Origin of the sequence: Bacillus sp. cl96 (genome assembly GCF_900100505.1) — a bacterium.
Classification (GTDB): domain Bacteria; phylum Bacillota; class Bacilli; order Bacillales; family Bacillaceae_G; genus Bacillus_A; species Bacillus_A cereus.
Genome location: NZ_FNDM01000007.1, coordinates 38,983 through 58,895 on the forward strand (window position 1 = coordinate 38,983; position 19,913 = coordinate 58,895).

The following is a 19,913-nucleotide window of genomic DNA, read 5'->3' on the forward strand; positions in this document are numbered from 1 at the left end:
CTCCTCTTTGAAGTATTTATTTTGTTTTTGTAAGTAAATAAAGAAAATACGGTGCTCCTAAATTTGCCACTACTATACCAGCTGGAATAGAGTTTGGCTCAAATATAGAACGACCTATCGTATCTGCTAGCACTAAAATAATCATTCCGATAATGCCAGCTAAAGGAAGAAAGTGTTGATATGTAGTACCTACTAACTTCCTTGCGATATGCGGAGCAACTAAACCGATAAAACCAATTCCTCCTGCCATCGATACACTTGTGCAAGATAATCCAACCGCTGTAGCTAAAAGTAATAACCGTTCTTTTTGAACAGAAACACCAAGTCCTGCTGCTACACTATCACCTAGTGACAATGCATTTAACGTTTTAGATTTTAGCCACGCATAAGGGGTTAGTATGAAAATCCAAGGTAATAATGCAAGGACATGAATCCAATCCCTTCCCCACACGTTACCAACTAGCCATCTAGAAGCGAATGTATACGTCTCATCATTTAACTTGAGAGAGAAAAATAGCGAAATTGCACTAAAGCCAGCTGAAACTGCAATACCGACGAGAATAAGTCTAATGGGAAGTAAACCTTTTGACCGATCACTCGCAAGTAAAATAATAAGAAATGCAGCTAATACTCCTCCGCCAAATGTAAATAACGGTATTAAAATGGATGCACTCTCATTAATAGAATGAAAGAGAGTAACAAATACGATAAGACCGAAAGATGCACCTGAATGCAACCCTAAAATACCAGGATCTGCAAGTGCATTACGTGATAACCCTTGCAAAATCGCACCGGAAATACCAAGACCAATGCCGGCTAACATCGTGATTATTATTCTTGGCATACGATAATCATATAGCACGGTTGCACTCTCAAAATTACCATAACCCAAAAGTGTTTCAATTACTCTAAGTGGCGCTATACTCAGTGTCCCTGTATTTAAACTAATTAAAATTACAGCGATACTTATACATCCGAAGATTGTAGTTACAGTAATAGCTCTCTTTTTATCCGTGTTAAAAAGATCTTTCACTTATAACTCCCTCCCAACTTTACGTGCTATATAGAGGAAGAACGGAACTCCAACAAGAGCTACCATAATCCCTATCGCAAGTTCCTTAGGAGGATTTACTGTTCTTGCCCCTAAATCAGCTACAACTAATAACATAGCTCCTAATAATGCTGACATAGGAATAATGAGTCTATAATTCACACCAACTAATTTTCTAGCAATGTGCGGGATAACTAGTCCCACAAATCCAATAGAACCAACAGCTGAAACAGAAACACCTGCCAGAATAACTACTATAATCATCCCTAGTATTCTCGTTCGGTTCGTTTTCACTCCTAAATTTGTAGCAACATCATCCCCCATTGATATGAGTGAAATAGATTTCCCTAGCATTGTCGCGAAAATAATCGTTATAAGAATAATAGGAACTAAAAATTTCAAGTGTTCCCACTTAACCCCTGCAACACCACCAGCATACCAAAACGCTAAATCTTGGCTTAAATCATAATAAATCGCAACACCTGAACTTAATGAATGTAAAAGCGCTGCCATAACCGCTCCAGCAATCGTTAACCTCATTGGTGTTAACCCGCCTGATGTTGCTGATCCAATAACAAAAATAAGTACTGTACTTAAGACTGCTCCAATAAAGGAAACAATCATTAAATAGGAATACGGCATATGCGGAAAAAAAGCAAAACTAAGTGCCACTACAAACATCGCACCTGCATTTATTCCGAGTACACCTGCATCAGCTAAAGGATTTCGTGTTATACCTTGCATAACAGCACCAGCAACCGCAAAAGCTGCCCCTACAACTCCTGCACCAATTACTCTCGGGAGCCTTAATTCATAAATAATTTGGTGCTGCGTTAATTTCGGATTGTAATTCAAAATCGCTGCCCAAACCGTTTGTAAATGAATATCTTTTGCACCAAATGAAATGGCTAAAAATATAGATCCAATTAAACATAAAATTGTTAAGCTCATGAAACATATGAACTTAATATGTATCCAGCGGTTATTACCAGCATGTACAGTAGACTTATGTAACATGTTTCATTTCATCCTTTATATTCAGTTGTTTTTTATAATTATTTTTTATTTATAATTATTATTGATAATAATTATCATTTTCATTTAGATATTATATCCCCACTTTTTTTAAATAGCAAACTATTTTTTCACTTCGCTAAATATTAAAATACTCATTACAATTCCCTTCTAAAACTTACAAATACATGCAACATAGACTACTGGATTATTTTTTAAATTGTAGTATACTTATTAATTATTTTGATTTTTCTAATAAAAATCCCGAAGGTGACACAATGTTCCATATAAAACAACTACTACACTTCACTTACGAGCAAACATTATCTTGCTTATTCCCAGTCGTTATTTTCTTAACACTAGCCCTTTCAAAAATCGTTTCTATTCCAGGGTTATATCGCTATGATTTCATACTCATCGCATGTCTTCTTATGCAGTGGATTATGTACAAGACTGGACTTGAGACGAAAGACGAATTAAAAGTAATTACTGTCTTTCACCTCATCGGCCTTTTACTAGAAATATATAAAGTTCATTTCGGTTCATGGAGTTATCCTGAAGAGGCGTATTCAAAGATTTTTGGAGTTCCGCTTTACAGCGGCTTTATGTACGCAAGTGTCGCAAGTTACATATGCCAAGCGTGGAGAAGGTTGCATTTACAAATGCATTATTGGCCGAAAGCTATTTTTACCGTGCCATTAGGAGCAATGATTTACTTCAATTTTTTCACGCATCATTTTCTATACGATTTTAGATGGTTCTTAACGTTACTTCTATTCATCGGTTTCTTTCGGACATTTGTGGAATTTTCATTACGAGGCGTTACATATAAAATACCACTCGTTCTCTCCTTTTTCCTTATCGGTTTCTTCATTTGGATTGCAGAGAACATCGCAACATTTTTCGGAGCATGGCAATATCCAAATCAACGGGAAGCATGGAATCTCGTTCACTTAAGCAAAATTAGTTCATGGTTTTTACTCGTTGTTATTAGCATTATGATTGTCACGCAGCTCAAACATTTGAAGGAATCAAAAAGATAATGCTGATTATGTAAAAACAGTTAGCTCATCACTCATTAGAGAGTGATGAGCTAACTGTTTTTAGTAATATTTTTTAAACCATCCTTATCAAGAGAGTTATAATTTACAAGAGTATAAGCAATTACACATTATGAACTGCTACTAGCAGAAGATGTTGCTACAGATGAAGCGGCAATCGTTGCCATCATGGCTGCCTGTTGTGCTTGTATGAGGACTTCTATCATTGTTTGTAAACCTGTGTTAGTAGCTTTACTTTCCTCACCTTTCTGACTTACGAACAGTTGAATAGCAATAAGAATAGTTGTATCTGTATGCCAACGGAACAATTTATCCCCCTGCAATTTTTCAATAAATGCTCGAATAGAATGAATCTCTTTTTCTCCGTCCTCGAGTAACGCTAGTAGCCCGATAGCTGGGTAATGCATCTGTTTTACTTTTACCTTTTCTTGCTTTAACAAATTCCATATATTTGTACATTTTGCAACTAATAGTTCTTCCCTGACATCCTTCTTTAGTGAAAGAATATGACTCAAAAATTGAAGATCATTCCCTTTACGCAAACCAGCTGTCGCTAGTTTCTGATAAAGACGTTCCACTCGGTCCATAAGTGTTTCTACATGCTCTGATTGTCCTGCTAATAAAACTGCGAGCGGATAATCATTTGTACTTGTAAGAAAGAGGTGATCCTTTTTCATGCGTTTATATACTTGCATCGAACGCTGAATGTGCGCGCCATGCTGTTCATTTTCTTCTGTTAAAAGCACAGCTGCTGCGAGATAAGTAAATATACTCCGGCTAAAGCCACCAGTGACCAATTGTTCATATAAATCTAAAAACTTCCGAAAAGCTTCCTTGTAATCTGTAAAGTGAATATCTAATGTTGCGGCCACTACAAAACGATGATAAGACTTTAAGTATGAAAACATCCCTACCTGATTCTTAATATAGCTACTAATTTCTAAAAAACGTCCGAGATCAAACAATTTATCACTACCTGCATACATAGCAGCAATCATCATTCCTGTTCGAGAATCACTCGTTTTCCATTTAAGTTCTCCCTTTAACTGTATATATGTATGTTTATATTGCTCCAACTTTTGCTCTAATGTAATCATAGTATTCACCCCTATTTCTAGTTCTTCTCTATTATTATACGTATATTCCATATTTAGGAATACTACAATTAATAATCACAACATAAAAAATTATAAAATTCTCTAATCCTTCAAGAAGTTATACAAAAAAGGTAGATAATAATTTATCTACCTTTTTGTATATATTATTTAACATTACAACTGTATTGCTTGTTATATGCAATTAAGACTAAAGAGCTTTAATAATACGTTCCATCGCTTTCATTTGCCCAATATGATCAGCTTCATGATAAAGCATCATACCGTAAAGCTCCCCTACTGTTTCCAATCCTAGGAATGGCTCTGGCAGTTTATTTTCAAATGCTTCTGCTGGAATTTCGTTAATACGTTTTGCTTGTTCTTTTAATTGAGCCGTTAACACTTCTAACGATGGTCCTTCTGTCGTCCATTTAGATGGTCTTGATCCATATCCAAACATACCTGGATATTCAGTTGGCAATTGTTTAAATTCTCTTCCGAACATGAAAGTCTCTGCTGCTGTTAACACGTGACCGATATGCCAACGAATTGTATTGTTAAAACCCTCTGGCTGCGTATCCACAGTTTTATCATCTAACGTTTCCATAAATTTAAGTAACGCCCCGCGCGTTATTTCAAATTGTTTTAAACCCACTAGTCTATTCATTTTATCGTTCCCCTTCTTGATGTACAATTTATTATGAACTAAGAATGTTCAACTTACTAAAGTTTCACCTTGTTTAATCTATCAGAAACAAATAAGAAATACATCTAATATGCTTATTAAAAATAATAAAAAGGTTCACTCCTCGTAAATATAGAATTACTTACTATGTTAATAAAAGAGGAGTGTACTTGCATGTTACATATTTTAAAACAACAATATAATCTTATTAGCTCTACAAGAGAAACTCTATTTTCGTTTTTGGAAGAAATCCCAGTAGAAAAATTACATAGCACAGTTTCTAATTTCGGAAGCGGTAGCATTATAAAGACTCATATTCATGTAGCCGATTGCTATCGATACTGGCTTGGATCATTCGCATTCAAGCAAAAAAGAGCAGATTTTTCATTTGCTAGCGATTACGAAATTGAGCATGCAGATGTGGAAAAAGTTCGCGCTAGATTTAAGTTAGTAGATGAGACTGTACAACGTTTTTTAGATGAATACAATGACCGTTGGCTCGAAAATATAGCAAATGAAGTGAAATGGCAAAAAGAACCTTGGAGCACAACTCCGCTATGGCTTTTAACTCATACGGAGACGCATGAATTTCACCATAAAGGACAAATTGTATCTATGGCTCGTCACCTTGGATATACTCCTCCTGATACAGACCTTAGTTAATTCAATGGTCCATGATTACCGAAAAAATTAGAATGAATACAAAACGAGCATGTTTTGAAATCCAATCAAAACATGCTCTTAAAATATTCTATCTTACAATCTCCATATCCTCATCAATACCAAATAGTCTCCGCATAATTATAAGCATCACTATTTGGTATTGCATGTTTCCCCTGTGCTTGCGCCTTTCTTGGATCTAAGTCATATACCATTGGCGTATAGCATGATGTTTGCCCTTTATTTACAACACCATTTCCTCCAGCACTTCCACAAGTGTATGCCTTTCCATCTGTTTTTCTAACAATCCTTGCATCAGCTTCGTTATTATAAACTGCCAGGCGAGTTACAGTAACTTTTGCCCACGCTGTTTTACACGTCGTGCTAAATTTTAATTCTACATAAGAATTTGAATCAATCCACTTCTTTTCTTTCGTTACTGCGGATTGATCACAGCTGTTATAGTAAGGACTTTTCCCATCATATGAATGATCTTCTGCGTATACTTTATCGCTATTAGTCGTGCTAAACATACTAGTTACAATGAGTAAAGATAGCAATAAACATGCACTCGTCTTTTTTAAAAGTTTCATATCATTTCACTCCTTTCTTAATAACGTGCTGTTTTTCCGTAACCGTTATTAAACGTAACTGCTTCAGCATCTGCTGTGTATCCGAAATCAGCAGTTAAATCAAATACCATTCCTGTATAAGTGCTCGTTTGACCTGTTTTTATTGTGCCGTTCCCCTGATTAGAAGTAACTGATTTTTGGAATACACCATTTTTGTATTTATTCACAACAGCGTACGCGTACACTCCTCCCGAAACAGCTGGTGCTGGTTGATCTAAAACAAACTTAGCCCATGCTGCATGACATTTATTACTGTAACGTAAATACACTGTCCCTACTTTTTTACTACCTTCATATACAGCTGTAGATTTTGCATTAAATCCATCTGCATCACACGTCGTACTTCCCCCGTATACTTTCGTTGTTGCTGGATTTTTCCCGTCATAATAACTGCTTAAATCAGTAGCTGCAAATGTACTTCCTTGGAAACTAAATAATACCCCTACACTCGCTGCACTTAACACACATACTTTCATTAGCTTTTTAAACATTGTAAATCTCCTCCCTCAAAATAAGTACGTTTATCTATCCCCTATGTACGCCCCTCCTTTCATGCTGCCTAGAGGCATCTTACAGAAACGAATAAAAGTTGTAAATTCCCTTACGATTATTGGAATATACAAAGAAATTTACTTATCCTTTTAAGAAAAAAAATTGAGAAATACAAATTTGAAGACATCCTTTATTTCAAACATAAAAGAACCGATACTTGTTACATGCAAGCATCAGTTCTTTATACAAAATTGCCATTTTTTCTTTTTATAAAGTAAATATTTCTCCACTTAATCCGTTGTAAAGAACTCCCTCGTTACATCAATAAATTGCTGCAGTGGCACTGTCATCCATTTGTCTTTATGCCAAGCGATTTGCGTATAAATCGGAGAGATTGTATTTTCTAAATGTAACTCTTTTATCGTCCCCTCTCGTATATCTTTTTCTACTACTATTGCTGGTAAAACGGCTATGCCTAAATCTGCAATAACACATTGTTTAATTGCTTCAACACTAACAAACTCAATTTTATTTGCTGGATATACATCTTCCCAGCGAAATAGCTCTTCAAATAAAGTCCGATACGAGCAGCCTAATTCTGTTAGTAACAGTGTTTCACTCTCTAAATCTTTTATAGAAGCAGTAGTCTGTTCAAGTAAACGATGTGTAGGAGCAGCTACTACTTTTAATTCTTCTTTCATAAGCGGTTCCACATGTAAAACATCTTCTGTTTTACACTCATCCAAAATAAATGCAAGATCTACTTTTCCCTCCATCAATTGTTCCTTCGCATCTTTATTGGAATGTGCTGGTTTAAATATAAGTTTTATTTTTGGGAATTGTATTTTAAACCTCTTTAATATAGAAGGCAGTCTGTATGTACATTGACTTTCTTGTGCACCAATTATTAACGTACCTGCTATTTCTTCATCATCTTTCACAGCCATTTTCGCTTCGTTACTGAGTGCAATCCTCTTGTCGGCATATAGTTGAAACTTCCTACCTGCTTCAGTTAAGAAAAGACGTTTTCCTAATCTTTCAAATAAAGGTGTACCAAGCTCAGCTTCTAACGTTTTAATTTGCGCTGTCACGCTCGATTGAGCAAAGTTTAATTTCTTCGCAGTTTGTGTAAAGTTCAAAGTATGTGCCGCTACTTTAAATGTAATTAACTGTTTTATTTCCATTTATCATCCCTCTTTTCAATCGATATTTCCGATTGATTCTATCGAAATAATCCTCTTTGTCTATTGATATTTGTATTGTATGATAAAGAACATCTATAAACAATATAAATGGAGGTATTCCATATGAAAGCACTTTGTTTCGAAACATTCGGAGACGCTAATGTTCTACACTATAAAGAAATACACGATCCAATCATAAGTCCAAATGAAATTCTTGTCCGCACGAAAGCAATCGGATTAAACTTCGCTGATATTTATAGACGCCGCGGCGATTATCATCTTGCTGGCAATCCGCCTTATGTATTAGGTTATGAAGGAGCTGGAATTGTTGAAAAAGTAGGAGCTGACGTTACTACTATCAACCTAGGAGACCGTATTGCATTTGCGGACGTCCCATTTGCAAATGCAGAACTAGTTGCCGTTCCATCTGAAAAAGTAATCCCACTACCAGATTCTATTTCTTTTGAAACAGCCGCTTCTGTCTTATTACAAAGATTAACTGCACATTATTTAACGCACGATAGCTATCAACTAAAACAAGGTGATATAGCTTTAGTACACGCTGCAGCTGGTGGCGTCGGTCAACTTCTTATTCAAATGATTAAACTACAGGGCGGAACAGTAATTGGTCTTACATCATCAAAAGAAAAAGCAAAGATAGCTACATTAGCTGGTGCCGATCACGTATTTTTATATACCGAAGCATGGCATATGAAAGTACTTGAAATGACTAATGGAACTGGAGTAAATGTTGTGTATGAATCAGTAGGTTCTACATTAGGGGAAAGTTTTAACGCTACTAAAATTGGCGGTACTGTCGTATTTTACGGAATGGCTGGTGGTAATCCTGCGCCAGTTGATCCGCGTATGCTTATGGATACTTCAAAAACTTTAACTGGTGGAGACCTTTGGAACGTGCTTACCACTTATGAAGAACGTAAAAAACGATCTACTCAATTATTCGATTGGATCGCAACTGGAAAATTAAACATTTCAAATCCTACTACATTCTCTTTACAAGACGGTGCTCTTGCTCATGAATTATTAGAGAGCCGTAAAAGCACAGGGAAGATTTTATTAATCCCATAATTCACAAAATGAAAAGGAAGCTAGATTTCTCTACCTTCCTTTTCTTATTTCTATTTGAGATTTAATTATATTTCCACACTTTCTTTCCCTTTTGCAACATAACTCATATCTCCAACCGACTCGACTGTATATGTTCCATCTTGGTATACAATCTTCGTCACACTAGCATTTTCCACCCCAAGTTTTGTTTTGCTACTGTCTAACATTTCTATTAAGGTAGTAATCAAAAGCCCATGAACGACAACTAAAACGTTACCGCCACCATTTCCAGCAGCTTCTTCACTAATTTTATCTATCTCAGCTTTTATGCGAGTAGAAAATAATTCCCAATCTTCCGCCTGTTTTGTAGGATCTGCTACTCTAATAAGATTAATCACTTCTTGAATAGAAAACTTCATAAGTTCTTCTGGTGATGCAACGCCTGCAGCTTTTCCAACCACATCCCACATATTCTCAAGTTTTTCACCTTCAAAAATACCGAAATTTAATTCTCGCAAATCTTTTCTTTGCTCAAGTTTTAATTTTGATTGCTCACTATATTTTAATACTAAATTAGCAGTTTCAATTGCGCGGCCGCTATCACTACTATATGCATTCATAAAATGAATATCTTTTAATCCTGTCCCTAAATTTGTGGCAACTTCAACACCTTTTTCTACTAATGGAGAATCAGCCCAACCTTGCGCGCGATGATTCGTATTTAATATTGTTTTACCGTGTCTTGTAACATATAACGTAACTGCATTCTCATTGCTATCTGTTTCTCGCTTATTCATTTCATTCTCTCCCTTTACGTTTCTATATCAATTTTACCACCTCAATTATTCATTGAGCAAAATATACGTCAGTAGATCCGCTTAATAAAAAAAGCTATCTTTCTGTATATCCATACAAAAAGATAGCATCTTTTATGATTACATTTCTTAACCGTTACTCCTACTCAGCAAAAGCACTCGAATATTGTACAATTCCTTTTACACCTCGAAGAGAATTTTCTGTTAATTCCATTATCATAAATACCTCTTCAGGCACTTCAAACGGTGCTTTTATATTCCACTCACTTGCTTTCTTAAAACCAAATTTCGGGTAGTACTCTGGATGTCCCAATACTACAACTGATCCGTATCCAAGTTCTTTCGCTTTTTCTAATGCAGCTACAATCAGTTTTCCACCAATTCCTTTTTTCTGATGACCCCTAGCAACTGAAACTGGTGCAAGCGCTAACGATTCTACAGAAGTTCCATCTTGTTCTATTGTAATTTTCGATAACATAATGTGACCAACTATATCTTCATCTACCGCAACAATTGATAACTCTGGAACAAACGCGTCACATTCTCTAATACGTTTTACAAGTTCATGTTCTGTTTTATCACTAAATTCTTCCTTTAAAAATGCTTCTTTTACGACTTCTTCTGTTTTTCTATAATCATTTTTTTGTTCTTGTCTAATCGTTACCATTTTAACTTATCCTCTATTCTTTCTTATTTCTTTTTGAATTTTACGCAGTGCTTTTTTCGATCCGCGCTCAATATCGTGTTGCATTTTTCTTTCTTTATAATCAACAAATAGTGTATTTAAATCGTATCCTTCTGGATATAACTCCTTCGCTGCTACTTCTAAAGTAATACGTTTTACATTTACTTCAACGAATTCACCGTTATAATATACAACAACGTTATAAAAATTATCTTTTTCCTTATAGATGATACCAAAATCATCATGATCCAATAAATTAACACGATCGCCGATTTTGTACTCATAATGAGATTCTCTTTTTTCTTGTACGAATTTCGGTTTTCTAATTTTACTTTCATTCACTTTTTCTAAAGCGTACTCTTTATTTCCCATGTACTCTTTCGCCCTTTTCAGTACATGTTCTTTTACGTTCATTTTATTCGCAATCCAAAGTGCATTACTTTCTCCTGATTTTCCGATAACTAATTTATAAAGCGGCTCTAACGTTTCACTATTAAACTGCATCGCTGCATTCATAAAGTCATCATGCATTTCTGAGAATCGTTTAATTTCTCCGTAATGCGTACTCGCAACGGTAATACATCCCGCAAAGTACAACTCTTCTAAAATAGAAATTGCAAGTGCTGCACCTTCATTTGGCTCTGTACCGCTCCCTATTTCATCAAATAAAAGTAACGTATTATTATTTGACATCCTCATAATCTCAGAAAGATTTTTCATATGAGATGAAAATGTACTTAGTGCGTTTTCGATACTTTGATTATCACCAATATCTACAAATACATTTTCAAAAATAGCGATTTCTGTCCCTTTATCTCCTGCAATATGAAGACCTGACATTGTAGCTAATGTTAACAATCCAATCGTTTTTAACACAATTGTCTTTCCGCCCGCATTCGGCCCTGTAATAATTAAACTACGATACTCTTGACCAATTTTAAAATTCAAGGGTACAACTTGCCCTGTTAAAAGCGGATGCTTACAATTCACTAAATGAATGTAGCCATGATCATTTAACTTCGGTTCTATTCCATCAATCGATTTACTAAACTTCGCTTTCGCAAATACCATATCATACTGACTAATTAGCTCCATGTTAATCTTTATACTATAAATATTTTCTAATACCATCCCTGATAAAGTCGCTAAAATTTGATATTCTTCAACCGCTTCTTCTGCTTTCAAACCTGCTAGTTCTGCATTCAATTTCGTAACCGTATGCGGTTCTATAAATACAGTAGAACCTTTTGCCGAGGCTTCAATAATACTTCCGGCAACTTGGTTTTTATAGGAAGATTTAATTGGAATCGTATAACGGTCATCCTTTTTACTAATAAAGAATTCCTGAATGAATTTCTTATTTGCACTACTATTTAAAAACTTCGTTAAACGTTCTTTTATTTTCCCATCTACAGAATCGATATTATTTCGAATTCGTTTTAACTCTTTACTTGCAGCTGCATCAATACTATTTCCTTTAATTGAAAAGTTAATTTCCTCTTCAATACTTTTATATTCAGTCATTGAATTTGCATAAGAAGCTAATACTGGTGCAAAAAATTCTTTATCTAACATAAACTTTTTAATCTTTCTACATCCACGTAAAAAGTCTGAAACACTCACTAATTCTTCTGGATCTAAAATCATACCTTTTTCTAATTTTTGAATTGTACTAGCAATATTAGAAATGCCGAAGAAAGGAACATGCCCTTCTGCATCTAATATAGCTCGTGCTTCTGTCGTTTCATTCAGCCGATTTCTCACTACTTTTATACTCGTACTTGGCTCTAATTTGTTTAATAATTCCTTACCTAATCCACTTACACAATAAGATTTCACTATATCCTTTAATTCGTTATATTGTAACTTTTCAAAAGTCATCGTATTCATTTTGTTTCTCCTCACTATGATTGATTTTTATCATAAATGAAGATACCTACTCATTAGATTCCAATGAGTCATATAAAATTCCATAATTATACAATAAAAACATATACAAAAAAGCTGCGGGGATACCGCAGCTTTTACATTTACAAGGCATGTGTAATAACGTATGAGGAAATAAGCCATAAAAAATAGATGGCAGTCCCTTATTACACGCTTTATAAAGTATTGTAGGTATCTTCATAGGTTTTGAAATAAATGCATGACAAAATTAGGGGTATGATGTACATAAAAATCCCCTGGTCTTATCCGATTTATTTCATTAAATTTTTCCTATTTAATACCTACCGCACTCACAAAAAGCACCTCTCATTAATTTATATTATAGTCATTGAAATCTAATTTATTGAAATCATCATACTATATGTTACGTGAGAAGTAAAGGTGTCATACTTTAGTAGTACGTAACTATAAATTTCAATATTGCTTAAATTAGGTCTATATTCGCTGAAGAGAAATTATAAGAAGCGCCTCCGCTATTGCGAATGTCATTTACTTCCCCAAATACATTTAATAATTATGACAAGCAATGATAGGAGGTTTACTATATGAATGAAGAGTATAGTATTTTACACGGACCTGCTCTGGAACCAAATTTAATCGGTCCCACACTACCATCAATTCCACCATTTACATTCCCCACCGGACCTACTGGAATCACAGGACCTACCGGCGCGACAGGTTTTACCGGAATTGGAATAACTGGTCCTACCGGGGTTACAGGTCCTACCGGAATCGGAATAACTGGTCCTACCGGGGCTACAGGTCCTACCGGAATCGGAATAACTGGTCCTACTGGGGTTACAGGTCCTACCGGAATCGGAATAACTGGTCCTACTGGCGCAACCGGTTTAGGGATTCTTCCCATATTTGGAACAATAACTTCTGAAGTAGGAATCGGTTTTTCAGCAGTAGTTAATACAAATATTAATTTTACCATTCCAGGACCTGCTAGTGGAACTACCCTAAATCCATTAAATAATTCTATTACAATTGATACCACTGGCGTGTACTCTGTATCCTTTTCAATTGTATTTGTAATACAAGCTATATCGTCTAGTATATTAAATCTTACAATAAACGATTCCATTCAATTCGCAATTGAAACGCGAGTTGGTGGTGCTTCTGGGGTGAGAGCTACATCCGCCAGAACTGATTTACTACCTTTAAATCAAGGGGATGTTCTTCGAGTACGAATAAGAGAAGCCACGGGTGACATTATATATTCCAATGCCTCTCTTGTTGTTATAAAGGTCGACTAGCTCTTTTATTACAATAAAGATTTATGAAAAATAAAGTGAAACTTTAATAAGCCCTCACCAATCGGGCTTCCCACAAATAGCGGGATAAATATGCACAATATAAAAAGAAGAGGAAAACTTATATTTCAGTCTACCTCTTCTTTTTCATCACCAAATTATTGTTGAACATATATGGAAACTGATCCTCCACTTACTTGGAACTGCCCCCATCCGTCCTTATTAATTGTTACAGTATTTGTTTGATTACCCGTAATATCGTACCATACTTCCCCTGCGTTATTCTTTCCAACATCCATCCACTTCGCCCCTCCTGGTCCATCAGAGATTAATGTTGCTAAACCAGAATTAGCATGTACACTATCACCTTCTCTTGTCCAGCCAATCACATCCGGATGATCAAAATAATCACGCTGCGTACCATATGCAAAGTTTTTTCGTGCCGTCAAAATCGGATCAATTTTGTCCTTTAACGCTGGAATTTCATAGTTACTATTTCCTTTTGTACCATAGTAATCACCATAGAAAACAGAAGGATACCCCTCTGCACGCGTTAAAATAAATGCATATGCCAGCGGTTTGAACCAAGGGCTCACTACAGATTCCAATGACTGACCAGGCTGTGAATCATGATTTTCAACTAGAGTAACCGCAAGTGTAGGATGATTCGCAACTACCGTTCCTTTTAAAATATTTCTCATATCATAATTTCCATTTCCTGTTGAAGCATAATGAAAATTATAATGAAGTGGTGCATCGAACACAGATTGATTATAATTAACCTTCGCTAAATAATTATTTAAAGTCTGGATATCATTTTGCCAATATTCAGCTACTGTAAACATTTCTTTCCCTGTTTGCTGTCTAACATGATTTACCCAATCGCGCAAATATTCATGATCAATATGTTTAACAGCATCTAAACGAAAACCATCTAAATTTAATTCATTCGCATACCACGTTCCCCATTTTTTCATTTCATTCGCAACATCTGGATGATCAAAATCAAGATCCGCATACATCAAATAATCATAATTCCCATTCTCGCTAGACACTTCCCAGTCCCATGCTTTACCTATGCCCCTAAATTTATAAATTCGGTTTAATTTCCTTCCTTCATCCCAATCCGTTCCGTCAAAATGATACCATTTCCATTTGAAATTAGAATAAGAATCTCCACGTCCTGGAAAGTTAAATCCCGTCCACGCACTAATTTCATAATCACCTGATACTTCAACATTTCGATTGCTCGGGTCTACCTCAACTGCTGTTACAGTTTCTGTATAATCAGCCCCACCTTTATGATTCATAACTACATCACCGTATACATCGATGTTTTTCTTATGTAAAGCGTCAATTGCAGATTTCAATTGTGCTTTCGTCCCATATTTCGTCCGCACTGTGCCCTTTTGATTGAATTCCCCCAGATCATATAAATCATATGCTCCATATCCTACGTCATTTTGCGTAGTTCCTTTATATGCAGGTGGTATCCAAACAGATGTAATTCCTTTTTCCGCTAAATTTTCAACATCAGTACGCAAACGATTCCAATGATTCCCATCATTCGGAGCATACCACTCAAAATACTGCATTAACGTTCCATTGTTAACTGTGTCTGCATATGCCTTACTCCCCTCATATATACTAGGTAAAAACATAACAACTGACAATCCGACTATTGTTATTCTTTTAAACATCTGTACACTATCCCCTTCCAAGAAAGCGTTTGCATAGTTTATCAGAATTATTATAATATTCGTCCCACCGTTAGTAAAGTAGCAATCTCTCACTCTCCCATATTATTTTTAATCTAATTTCAAATATTCAACGTAGTTTTCATTTCACATCCTATTCAAGGTTGTTTACAATTTACCTATAAAAGCATAACGGAGGGATTTCGATGACAGACTTTCAAAAACAATTTTTCGCACGATTACATATAGAAGAAAAAGACACAGTTTCATTTGAAGATTTATCTAACATTATGTACGCAATGGCACAAACTGTTCCTTTTGAAAACTTAAATATTCTCGAAAAGAATTTTAAAGAAATATCAAAAGAAAATTTGAAAGAGAAAATTTTAGTAAATAACCGTGGCGGTCTTTGTTATGAACTCAATCCTACTATGTATTACTTCCTGAAAGATTCTGGATTCGATGTTCATCTCGTTTCAGGAACAGTTTATAACGCTGCAAACTCCATATGGGCTGTTGATTCTGGCCATATCGCAACCGTTTTAACACATCATAATGAACTTTATTTAATTGAAGTAGGATTCGGATCATACTTACCTCTTGCCCCTGTCCCTTTCTCAGGTGAAGTCATTCACTCTGCTACAGGAGATTATCGTATTCGTAAAGAAATGACCGAAAAGGGAAACTACATTTTAGAGATGCGGAAAAACAATGAGTTCTTGGATCAATCTGCTGCTGATGATTGGACGTTAGGCTATGCATTTTATATAGAAGAAGTGGATGAAGAAAAAGCAAATACAGCACAAAAAATTATCGTTGAACATGAAGGATCACCCTTTAATAAAGTACCTCTTATTGTAAAACTAACTGAAGATGGGCATGCCTCTTTAACGAAAGATAGCCTTACAGTAGCGAAAAATGGTAAAAAAACGAAAGAAACCGTTACAGACATGCAATATACAAACCTTTTACATTCAAAATTCGGAATTACACTATAAGTATGTAAGCCTTGTTATTTTAGCAAGGCTTTTCAATTTTCAGCAGGGATTTTTTGCAATTTGTTGTATTTCATAGTTATATAGAAATATAACTACATGTTTAGAAAGGAAATGATTATGACAGAACTTAAAGATCGATTACAAGTAGCTGATATAGAAAAATGGGATTTAACAGACATTTACCATACAATTGAAGATTGGGAAAGTGATTTTCATAAAATTGAAGTATTAACGAAGGAATTACACGAGTTTAATGGCAATATTCACGATGGCAATAGTTTATTAGCTTATTTAACGAAGAGTGAAGAAATTTCTAGCATAATATCTTTAATGTTCGCTTATGCACGATTACAATCTGACCTTGATACACGCGATACTGACGCGCAATCTCTTGTCGATAAAGTATCACAATTACACGTAAAAGTAAGTGCGGCGAAATCTTTCTTTTCCCCCTTCTTACTTAGCATAGACGAAAGCACATTATATTCTTACATAGAAGAAACAGAAGGCTTACAATATTATAAAGAAGACTTGTTTGAATTATACCGTTATAAAAAACACGTATTGAATAAGGATCAAGAAGAAATTTTATCACAGATGGGTGAAGCTCTTTCTTCTCCACAGCACACATTTGGTATGTTAAACAATGCAGATATATTATTTGGTGAAGTGACGAATGACGATGGAGAAAAAGTGAACTTAACACGCGGAATGTATGCAAAATTAATAGAAGATACGAATCGTGAAAAGCGTAAAGAAGCTTATAAAGCATATTACAAACCATATGTTCAGTTAAAGAATTCCATCGCATCTACTTTATCCGCTGCTATTAAAAATAATGTTACTGTTTCGAAGCTAAGAAACTATCCATCAGCGCTAGAGAAATCATTATTTGGCGATATGGTTCCGAAAGAAGTATATGAAAACCTAATTGATACAACGAAAAAAAACATTCAAACATTACATACATACAATGAAATTCGAAAAGAAAAATTAAACGTAGATGAACTAAGACAATACGACTTAGGCGTCGATTTAGTAGAAGGTGCAAAACAAGACATCCCATATAGTGAAGCATTTGACATTATGATTGCATCACTAGCTCCTTTAGGAGAAGAATATATTGAGACATTAAAAAGTTTTAAAGATAAACGATATATAGACGTAAGAGAAACACCAGGAAAACGTTCTGGTGCTTATAACTTTGGTGTATATGGTGTTCACCCTTTCATTCTTTTAAATCATCACGATGATTTAAACAGCCTGTTCACTCTTACTCATGAATGCGGACACGGTATGCATACGCACTATTCACATGGATACCAACCAAGAATTTCTGCACATTATTCTATCTTTGTCGCAGAAGTCGCTTCAACAGTAAATGAAGTGTTATTAATTCACTATTTATTAAAAGAAGCAAAAGAAACGAACGTACGTAACCATTTAGTTAACCATTTTATTGAGAAATTTAAAGGTACTTTCTTTACACAAATTATGTTTGCAGAATTTGAAAAAATCACACATGAAATGGCTGAACAAGGTAAACCATTAAATGCACAAGTATTCAGTGAAATTTATGAAAAGCTATTTAAAGAATATAACGGTGATTCACTTGTATTTGATGAAGAAGTAAAATACGGATGGGCTAGAATCCCTCATTTCTATCGCCCGTTTTACGTATACAAATATGCAACTGGATTCGCATCTGCCATTCAAATCGCTGATAAACTATTAAGCGGTGATCCGAATGCTCAGAAAAATTATATTGAATTCCTTAAAGGTGGAAGTTCAGACTACCCATTAAACTTATTGAAAAAAGCTGGCGTCGATTTAACAACGCCAGAACCGATTGAAAGTGCATTGAAACAATTCACTCAACTTGTTGAGGAGTTTTCAACCCTATAAAAAAGAGCCTCTAGGGGCTCTTTTTTATATTCCCTTTCCTTCTATTAAATCATTCGCCATTTTCCTGAATTCTTGATTAAATGCGTCATTCATACCATTTTGGACGTTAGAAAATAATATGACAAACGTTCGTTTATCCCAGTTAAAATTATTAAAAGTGTTCCAGCCAGCTAATACACCGTGGTTATGATAATAATCTGGGTAAATATAGAAACTAAATCCATATTTTCTTGCAGGTGATGCAGAAAACATATCTGATACACTTTGTTTAGAAAGTAGTTTACCATCCATAATAGCTTCATCTAACTTTTTCATATCTTCAACAGTCGTATACATTTCACCACAACCATACAGCCAGTTCATTTTTAAGCGCGGCGTGGCTATTAACTTATTATCTTTTTTCGTATACCCTTCTGCTAAGAAAATATCTTCTGGAAGTGTTGCGCCCATTCCAGATTCATTCATTTCAACGGGAGTCAAAATATTTTCTTTCACATATTCAGCAAGTGGTTTATTCGATATTTTTTCTACAATATATGCAAGCACCATATAATTATAATCTGTATATTTCCATCCTGTCCCTGCTGGAAATTGTAACGTTTGTGCCCCAATCCACGTTACTAATTTTAACCGTGATGCTGCGTCAACACTACCTTGTCCCTGTTCTGGTAATCCAGACGTATGTGTTAACAAGTTTCGTAACGTAATATTTTTATCTGCTGGAAACGATGGGATATATTTATTTACATTGTCTTCAATGTTCAACTTCCCTTTTTCTTTTAGTTGCATAATAGATATTGCAACAACTGTTTTCGTAATAGAACCAATGCGATATTTCGTTCTTGGCGTTGTTAATACTTGATCTTTCACATTCGCATAACCGTAGCCTTTTCGTAAAATCACATGACCTTTACTTGCTACAAGAACACTTCCATTAAATCCTTTATCTTTTAAGTACTGATCTAGTTTTCCAGCTGCAATTTCATAACGCTTTTTCTCATTCGCATCAATTTCCTGCTTAACATCTTTTTGCTTACTATTTACATTAGAAAATGCCTTTGCATCATATTTTTTTCCTTTATTTGCATGTATTAGTGTAACAATACTTCCACAAAAAACTGCAAAAATAAAGAAAACGATTAACCATTTCTTTAACATACTAGGAACCCTCTTTTATCTAGTTTCACTTAACGTACATCCATTCTATTTTATATCTTTTAATTATCAAGTATATTATAATATTATTTAATATTCACTCTGTTAAAACTAGATTCCTTTTTCTCATTTTCAATTTTGACTACTCTCTATTGTATTTCTTTCTTGCAAAATTTCCAACATACAATCGGATGCATTACACTATAATTTCAAATTCTTTTGTAACATTTGTTACATACTAAAAAGAATGGAGATGTAATATGAAAAACACCGATAAACGCAATCGTTTAGATGATAAGATGTTTCATTATCGGATAACAAAAAATAACATGGTATTAATTGAATATTACGGAAAACAGATTATGGTATTAAAAGGAAATGATGCTGAAAAATTTTTAAATAAAATAAATCATGCAAATAACGATAAAGAAAAACAGCTAATTATGGCTAAAATTACAGGTAATTTCAAAAGAGGTAATGAACGAAATTGAAAACGAATCTCATTTACATTTTG

The 19,913-nt window shown here is 34.8% G+C and carries 19 protein-coding genes; 7 read left to right on the forward strand and 12 right to left on the reverse strand.

From position 1 onward, the window contains the following. Nucleotides 1-16: 16 nt before the first annotated feature. Entirely contained in the window at nucleotides 17-1,033 is a 1,017-nt protein-coding gene (locus BLT20_RS16600; RefSeq protein ID WP_000653819.1) for a FecCD family ABC transporter permease, read from the reverse strand. Next, nucleotides 1,034-2,068 carry a FecCD family ABC transporter permease gene (locus tag BLT20_RS16605; RefSeq protein WP_000902718.1) on the reverse strand — a complete coding sequence of 345 codons (1,035 nt, stop codon included), beginning with the start codon at nucleotides 2,066-2,068 and terminating at the stop codon, nucleotides 1,034-1,036. Between the two features lie 275 nt (nucleotides 2,069-2,343). Between BLT20_RS16605 and BLT20_RS16610 the strand changes: the two genes are divergently transcribed. Next, nucleotides 2,344-3,108, forward strand: coding sequence for a DUF817 domain-containing protein (locus tag BLT20_RS16610; RefSeq protein ID WP_000468400.1), 765 nt, complete (start codon nucleotides 2,344-2,346; stop codon nucleotides 3,106-3,108). A gap of 128 nt (nucleotides 3,109-3,236) precedes the next feature. Here BLT20_RS16610 and BLT20_RS16615 read toward each other — a convergent pair whose 3' ends face one another. Beyond that, nucleotides 3,237-4,274, reverse strand: coding sequence for a DUF4003 domain-containing protein (locus BLT20_RS16615; protein ID WP_002026170.1), 1,038 nt, complete (start codon nucleotides 4,272-4,274; stop codon nucleotides 3,237-3,239). A gap of 157 nt (nucleotides 4,275-4,431) precedes the next feature. After that, nucleotides 4,432-4,887 (reverse strand): DinB family protein, encoded by a 456-nt coding sequence (locus BLT20_RS16620; protein ID WP_001081123.1) that lies wholly within the window; start codon nucleotides 4,885-4,887, stop codon nucleotides 4,432-4,434. A gap of 192 nt (nucleotides 4,888-5,079) precedes the next feature. Between BLT20_RS16620 and BLT20_RS16625 the strand changes: the two genes are divergently transcribed. Next, complete coding sequence (locus BLT20_RS16625) at nucleotides 5,080-5,568, forward strand: DinB family protein (protein WP_000902408.1); 489 nt, start codon at nucleotides 5,080-5,082, stop codon at nucleotides 5,566-5,568. A 113-nt stretch (nucleotides 5,569-5,681) separates the two neighbouring features. Here BLT20_RS16625 and BLT20_RS16630 read toward each other — a convergent pair whose 3' ends face one another. The 3 genes from BLT20_RS16630 to BLT20_RS16640 form a co-directional block, all read right to left on the reverse strand. After that, entirely contained in the window at nucleotides 5,682-6,158 is a 477-nt protein-coding gene (locus BLT20_RS16630; protein WP_000771156.1) for a DUF2690 domain-containing protein, read from the reverse strand. 17 nt (nucleotides 6,159-6,175) lie between these two features. After that, nucleotides 6,176-6,688 (reverse strand): YjfA family protein, encoded by a 513-nt coding sequence (locus BLT20_RS16635; protein WP_000473741.1) that lies wholly within the window; start codon nucleotides 6,686-6,688, stop codon nucleotides 6,176-6,178. 291 nt (nucleotides 6,689-6,979) lie between these two features. Continuing rightward, nucleotides 6,980-7,873 carry a LysR family transcriptional regulator gene (locus tag BLT20_RS16640; RefSeq protein WP_000403899.1) on the reverse strand — a complete coding sequence of 298 codons (894 nt, stop codon included), beginning with the start codon at nucleotides 7,871-7,873 and terminating at the stop codon, nucleotides 6,980-6,982. Between the two features lie 123 nt (nucleotides 7,874-7,996). Here BLT20_RS16640 and BLT20_RS16645 point away from each other — a divergent pair, with 123 nt between their 5' ends. Beyond that, nucleotides 7,997-8,962, forward strand: coding sequence for a quinone oxidoreductase family protein (locus BLT20_RS16645; protein ID WP_000645271.1), 966 nt, complete (start codon nucleotides 7,997-7,999; stop codon nucleotides 8,960-8,962). A 65-nt stretch (nucleotides 8,963-9,027) separates the two neighbouring features. On the opposite strand, the gene BLT20_RS16650 is transcribed toward BLT20_RS16645, so the two are convergent. The 3 genes from BLT20_RS16650 to BLT20_RS16660 all read right to left on the reverse strand — a co-directional run bounded on the left by BLT20_RS16650 (nucleotide 9,028) and on the right by BLT20_RS16660 (nucleotide 12,331). After that, complete coding sequence (locus BLT20_RS16650; protein WP_001042044.1) at nucleotides 9,028-9,738, reverse strand: histidine phosphatase family protein; 711 nt, start codon at nucleotides 9,736-9,738, stop codon at nucleotides 9,028-9,030. Between the two features lie 160 nt (nucleotides 9,739-9,898). After that, nucleotides 9,899-10,423, reverse strand: coding sequence for a GNAT family N-acetyltransferase (locus tag BLT20_RS16655; protein WP_000256470.1), 525 nt, complete (start codon nucleotides 10,421-10,423; stop codon nucleotides 9,899-9,901). A gap of 6 nt (nucleotides 10,424-10,429) precedes the next feature. Continuing rightward, nucleotides 10,430-12,331, reverse strand: a complete 1,902-nt coding sequence (locus BLT20_RS16660) for an endonuclease MutS2 (protein WP_001095187.1) — start codon at nucleotides 12,329-12,331, stop codon at nucleotides 10,430-10,432. A gap of 602 nt (nucleotides 12,332-12,933) precedes the next feature. Between BLT20_RS16660 and BLT20_RS16665 the strand changes: the two genes are divergently transcribed. Next, a complete protein-coding gene (locus tag BLT20_RS16665) occupies nucleotides 12,934-13,647 on the forward strand; it encodes an exosporium leader peptide-containing protein (protein ID WP_001001590.1) in 714 nt (237 codons plus the stop codon). Nucleotides 13,648-13,802: 155 nt separating this feature from the next. Here the strand turns inward: BLT20_RS16665 and amyS are convergent, their stop codons facing one another. Further along, nucleotides 13,803-15,344, reverse strand: coding sequence for an alpha-amylase (amyS, locus tag BLT20_RS16670; RefSeq protein WP_000476408.1), 1,542 nt, complete (start codon nucleotides 15,342-15,344; stop codon nucleotides 13,803-13,805). 203 nt (nucleotides 15,345-15,547) lie between these two features. On the opposite strand from amyS, the gene BLT20_RS16675 reads away from it, so the two are divergent. Then, nucleotides 15,548-16,339 (forward strand): arylamine N-acetyltransferase family protein, encoded by a 792-nt coding sequence (locus BLT20_RS16675; protein WP_000129192.1) that lies wholly within the window; start codon nucleotides 15,548-15,550, stop codon nucleotides 16,337-16,339. A gap of 117 nt (nucleotides 16,340-16,456) precedes the next feature. After that, nucleotides 16,457-18,244 (forward strand): oligoendopeptidase F, encoded by a 1,788-nt coding sequence (pepF, locus tag BLT20_RS16680; RefSeq protein ID WP_000137541.1) that lies wholly within the window; start codon nucleotides 16,457-16,459, stop codon nucleotides 18,242-18,244. Nucleotides 18,245-18,268: 24 nt separating this feature from the next. Here pepF and BLT20_RS16685 read toward each other — a convergent pair whose 3' ends face one another. Then, a complete protein-coding gene (locus BLT20_RS16685) occupies nucleotides 18,269-19,402 on the reverse strand; it encodes a serine hydrolase domain-containing protein (RefSeq protein WP_000915193.1) in 1,134 nt (377 codons plus the stop codon). A 257-nt stretch (nucleotides 19,403-19,659) separates the two neighbouring features. Between BLT20_RS16685 and BLT20_RS16690 the strand changes: the two genes are divergently transcribed. After that, on the forward strand, nucleotides 19,660-19,890 hold the full coding sequence (locus BLT20_RS16690) for a hypothetical protein (RefSeq protein ID WP_000798794.1): 231 nt from the start codon (nucleotides 19,660-19,662) through the stop codon (nucleotides 19,888-19,890). Nucleotides 19,891-19,913 lie beyond the last annotated feature (23 nt).

Coding starts and splice junctions, on each gene's coding strand:
- BLT20_RS16605 (WP_000902718.1), bottom strand. CDS start 2,068: ATGTTACATAAGTCTACTGTACATGCTGGTAATAACCGCTGGATACAT.
- BLT20_RS16610 (WP_000468400.1), top strand. CDS start 2,344: ATGTTCCATATAAAACAACTACTACACTTCACTTACGAGCAAACATTA.
- BLT20_RS16615 (WP_002026170.1), bottom strand. CDS start 4,274: ATGGAATATACGTATAATAATAGAGAAGAACTAGAAATAGGGGTGAAT.
- BLT20_RS16620 (WP_001081123.1), bottom strand. CDS start 4,887: ATGAATAGACTAGTGGGTTTAAAACAATTTGAAATAACGCGCGGGGCG.
- BLT20_RS16625 (WP_000902408.1), top strand. CDS start 5,080: ATGTTACATATTTTAAAACAACAATATAATCTTATTAGCTCTACAAGA.
- BLT20_RS16630 (WP_000771156.1), bottom strand. CDS start 6,158: ATGAAACTTTTAAAAAAGACGAGTGCATGTTTATTGCTATCTTTACTC.
- BLT20_RS16635 (WP_000473741.1), bottom strand. CDS start 6,688: ATGTTTAAAAAGCTAATGAAAGTATGTGTGTTAAGTGCAGCGAGTGTA.
- BLT20_RS16640 (WP_000403899.1), bottom strand. CDS start 7,873: ATGGAAATAAAACAGTTAATTACATTTAAAGTAGCGGCACATACTTTG.
- BLT20_RS16645 (WP_000645271.1), top strand. CDS start 7,997: ATGAAAGCACTTTGTTTCGAAACATTCGGAGACGCTAATGTTCTACAC.
- BLT20_RS16650 (WP_001042044.1), bottom strand. CDS start 9,738: ATGAATAAGCGAGAAACAGATAGCAATGAGAATGCAGTTACGTTATAT.
- BLT20_RS16655 (WP_000256470.1), bottom strand. CDS start 10,423: ATGGTAACGATTAGACAAGAACAAAAAAATGATTATAGAAAAACAGAA.
- BLT20_RS16660 (WP_001095187.1), bottom strand. CDS start 12,331: ATGAATACGATGACTTTTGAAAAGTTACAATATAACGAATTAAAGGAT.
- BLT20_RS16665 (WP_001001590.1), top strand. CDS start 12,934: ATGAATGAAGAGTATAGTATTTTACACGGACCTGCTCTGGAACCAAAT.
- amyS (WP_000476408.1), bottom strand. CDS start 15,344: ATGTTTAAAAGAATAACAATAGTCGGATTGTCAGTTGTTATGTTTTTA.
- BLT20_RS16675 (WP_000129192.1), top strand. CDS start 15,548: ATGACAGACTTTCAAAAACAATTTTTCGCACGATTACATATAGAAGAA.
- pepF (WP_000137541.1), top strand. CDS start 16,457: ATGACAGAACTTAAAGATCGATTACAAGTAGCTGATATAGAAAAATGG.
- BLT20_RS16685 (WP_000915193.1), bottom strand. CDS start 19,402: ATGTTAAAGAAATGGTTAATCGTTTTCTTTATTTTTGCAGTTTTTTGT.
- BLT20_RS16690 (WP_000798794.1), top strand. CDS start 19,660: ATGAAAAACACCGATAAACGCAATCGTTTAGATGATAAGATGTTTCAT.